This window comes from Fluviicola sp., assembly GCF_030151805.1.
Lineage (GTDB): Bacteria > Bacteroidota > Bacteroidia > Flavobacteriales_D > Crocinitomicaceae > Fluviicola.
The window spans coordinates 1-3,782 of sequence record NZ_JASLCN010000334.1; the positions used below are offsets into that span (position 1 = coordinate 1).

At 41.3% G+C, this 3,782-nt stretch carries 4 protein-coding genes; 3 read left to right on the top strand and 1 reads right to left on the bottom strand.

Annotated elements, in window-relative coordinates; translation table 11 throughout:
* A partial coding sequence (locus tag Q1V93_RS12645; RefSeq protein ID WP_300665219.1) for an NAD(P)-binding protein occupies positions 1-589 on the bottom strand: 589 nt, incomplete at its 3' end.
* A 193-nt stretch (positions 590-782) separates the two neighbouring features.
* Between Q1V93_RS12645 and Q1V93_RS12650 the strand changes: the two genes are divergently transcribed.
* The 3 genes from Q1V93_RS12650 to Q1V93_RS12660 form a co-directional block, all read left to right on the top strand.
* Positions 783-1,832 (top strand): methyltransferase, encoded by a 1,050-nt coding sequence (locus tag Q1V93_RS12650; protein ID WP_300665220.1) that lies wholly within the window; start codon positions 783-785, stop codon positions 1,830-1,832.
* Between the two features lie 23 nt (positions 1,833-1,855).
* On the top strand, positions 1,856-3,385 hold the full coding sequence (gene hutH / locus Q1V93_RS12655; RefSeq protein WP_300665221.1) for an aromatic amino acid ammonia-lyase: 1,530 nt from the start codon (positions 1,856-1,858) through the stop codon (positions 3,383-3,385).
* On the top strand, positions 3,382-3,782 hold a 401-nt coding region (locus tag Q1V93_RS12660; protein WP_300665222.1), incomplete at its 3' end, for an SDR family NAD(P)-dependent oxidoreductase. The genes hutH and Q1V93_RS12660, both read left to right, overlap by 4 nt.

The window sequence follows — 3,782 nt, forward strand, 5'->3', positions numbered from 1 at the left end:
AAAACAATTCCTGTAGTTTCGGGTCTTTGAAAAACTTACTCAATCCTTTTTTTACATCCGATCCACCAACCGCATAGGGAATCAAAGGATAAATAATCCCCAATTGTTTCATGCGAAAGAACGGTATCTCCAATGGGGATTTTGTTTCAACGGATTGAAAAAACTCCGTAAATCTTAGAGAAACCTGTGCAATTCGCTTTGCAACTTTAAAAAACCGTTCAATTCCTGCTTTTTCATGCGGAAAATCCTGGATCAATTGATTTCGCAATTCATCCGGGTTATCCGTCAGAATATAATCGTGATTGTTGGAAATGTGGCGTTGAATGCGTTTCATGGGTTGCGGTTTGGGGAAATCTTCCCCCAACATCTTAAAAACCCGTGTAACAGTTCCCACTTCGTTGTATTGATTCAACCAATGGATCGCCGTGTCGAAGACAAAATCTTTTCGTTCAAAACCCTGCAAATACCCACCAATCAGGTAGTGTTTCTCCAACACAAGTACCTTCATTCCCGATCTGGATAACAAGGCCGCCGAGAGTAAACCACTTACTCCCGAACCAATGATGGTAACGTCAAATTCTTCGTTCATTTCGACTTCAAAATTAATGAAATAGCGCTTCGCATCAGTCTTCAATTTAGATTTTAGCAGATAAGCGGCTTCTAAGATTTCACAATCCTTCGTGAAACTATTTTTTTTTCTAACTTTGATGCCACATTTTGAAAACCTTAATCGAACAGAAATAACTTGTAAAAAACCCAAATTCGGATTATAGATTAAACCTATGAAAGCATTAAATTCTTTGTACGAGGCTCAAAAAATCGCCTTTAGCCCATTTGTGTTCCAAACGGTATATACGATGTCCAGTCTTGGAATCATGGATGAACTCTATGAGGAAAGAGAAGGCCTTACCATTGAAGAAATTGCGAAACGAAAAAACATCAGCGAATACGGTGTGCGGGTTTTGGTCGAAATGGCAAAAATTGCAGACGTTCTGGAATTAAACGGCGACAAATATAGTTTATCCAAAATCGGTTACTTTCTGACGCGTGACGAAATGACCAAAGTGAACATGATGTTTACGCAGGATATCTGTTACAAAGGCTTATATCACCTGAAAGATTCCATTTTGAACGGAAAACCGGAAGGTTTGAAAGAAATTGGTCCGTGGAATACGATTTACGAAGGTCTTTCCATCTTACCGGAACCGTTAAAAACATCCTGGTTTGATTTTGATCATCATTATTCAGATAATTCATTCGGTGAAGCCTTGAAAATCATTTTTCAGCACCATCCGAAACACATTTACGATATCGGTGGAAATACCGGAAAATGGGCTGTTGCGAGTACACAACACGATCCGAATGTACGCGTAAGTATCTTTGATCTTCCGGTACAATTGAACGTTGCCAGGGCAAATATTGAAGCAATTCCGGAAATCAGAGACCGCGTTGACTACAACGAGCGCGACATGCTTGATCCGAATTCGGAAATTCCTGCCGGAGCAGACGTTTATTGGATGAGTCAGTTCCTGGATTGTTTCAGCGAAAAAGAAATTGAAGCAATCTTACTGAAGATCAGGAAAAACATGAAACCGGACGCAACGATTTTCATCATGGAAACATTCATTGATGACCAGCGTTTCCCGGCTGCAGAATTCAGCTTAATTGCAACTTCGCTTTATTTCACGGCAATGGCAAACGGAAACAGTAAAATGTATTCGTCCTCTGCAATGAAATACATCGTTGAAAAAGCAGGATTTGAAACCGTTCAGGAGCACCGATTGCACCTGGATCGTTTCCACACCATCCTTGAAGTTAAATTACCGAAATAATTATTCTCTCCTCTCGATAATACATGAACAAACTCGATTTAAAGCAAGTAGAAGCTTTCAGCCTTGAAAAAAAGGAATACATCGTTTCTGATGACGTTCGTCAGGAACTGGAAAAGTCCTTTTCCTTTTTACAGGATTTTTCAAGCGATAAAATTATTTACGGGATTAACACCGGATTCGGGCCCATGGCTCAATTCAAAATTGACGAAGACAAATTAAACCAACTTCAATACAACCTGATCAGAAGCCATTCTTCCGGAACAGGAAATGTATTGGATGCGGAATCTGCAAGAGCAGTTGTTTTATCCCGTTTAACGAACTTCATGCAAGGAAACTCGGGTGTGAGTTACGGAGTGATCGAACAATTGGTTCAGTTCCTGAATCACGACATTATTCCTGAAATTTTCGAGCACGGAGGCGTTGGGGCAAGTGGCGATTTGGTTCAGCTGGCTCATTTGGCACTGAACCTGATCGGTGAAGGATATGTGTACATCAATGGTGAACGCAGAAAAACAGCTGAAGTATTGGCTGAAAAAAATATTGCGCCTTTAAAAGTCAAATTGCGCGACGGATTGGGATTGATGAACGGAACTTCCTGCATGTCGGGAATTGGAGCCGTGAACCTGATCTACTCTTACCGCTTATTGGACTGGGCAATTGCTGCTTCAACCATGATCAACGAGATCGTTGAAGCATACGACGATTCGTTCTCAGTAGGTTTGAATGAGGTGAAATTACACGCAGGTCAGCATGCGATTGCGAAATCCATGCGCGATTTCCTGAAAGACAGCACCCTGATCAAAAAACGGGAAGAGCTTTTCACGGATGACAAAGCAGCTGAAACAACCGAATTCAAAAAGAAAATCCAGGAATATTATTCGATCCGTTGTATTCCGCAAATCCTTGGTCCGGTAAAAGACACCCTGGATTTTGCCAAAGCAATTGTAGAAAACGAAATCAATTCTACGAATGACAACCCGGTTGTGAGCCTGGAACGCGGAAACGTTTTCCATGGAGGAAACTTCCACGGAGATTACGTTTCATTGGAAATGGACAAAATCAAATTGGTCATTACCAAATTGACGATGCTTGCGGAACGCCAGTTGAATTTCATTCTGAACAGCAAAATCAACGGGCTTTTCCCTCCTTTCCTGAATACACAAACACTTGGTTTGAACTTCGGAATCCAGGGAATGCAATTTACGGCAACTTCCACGACAGCTGAAAGCCAGATGCTTTCGAATTCGATGTATGTTCACAGCATTTCCAACAACAACGACAACCAGGATATCGTGAGTATGGGAACCAACAGTGCTGTGATTACGAAGAAAGTAATCGAGAATGGTTTCCAGGTCATGGCAATCCACATGATGTCTGTTTGCCAGGCAATTGATTTACTGGAGGAAACCAAGAAAAACAAACTTTCTTCGAAGACGAAAGAAATTTATGCTCAAATTCGTGCGATCACTCCGACGATTAACGAGGATGTTCCACAATTTGAAGCCATTAAAAATATCACAAACGCTCTTAAGCAAACAACTCTCAACCTATGAAATGTGCTTTAGTAACAGGTGCATCCCGCGGAATCGGACGTGCAATTGCCCTTCAATTGGCTCAGGATCTGAACCTGCATATTTTGATCAATTACGCTTCAAATAAAGCGGCGGCGGAAGAAACATTGAATTTGATTCAACAAGCCGGCGGAAGTGGAGAACTTCTTCATTTTGACGTAAAGGACGGAGCTTTGGTGAAAGAGACGGTTGAAAACTGGTATTCCAATAATCCGGAAGGAATTATTCATGTGTTGGTAAACAATGCAGGAATCACCAAAGACAACTTGTTTCCATGGGTAACGGAAGAAGATTGGGATGCTGTTTTGAACACTTCCTTGAAAGGAATGTACAACTGTACTCAGGCAATCATTCAACGGATGTTAAGACAACGTAGCGG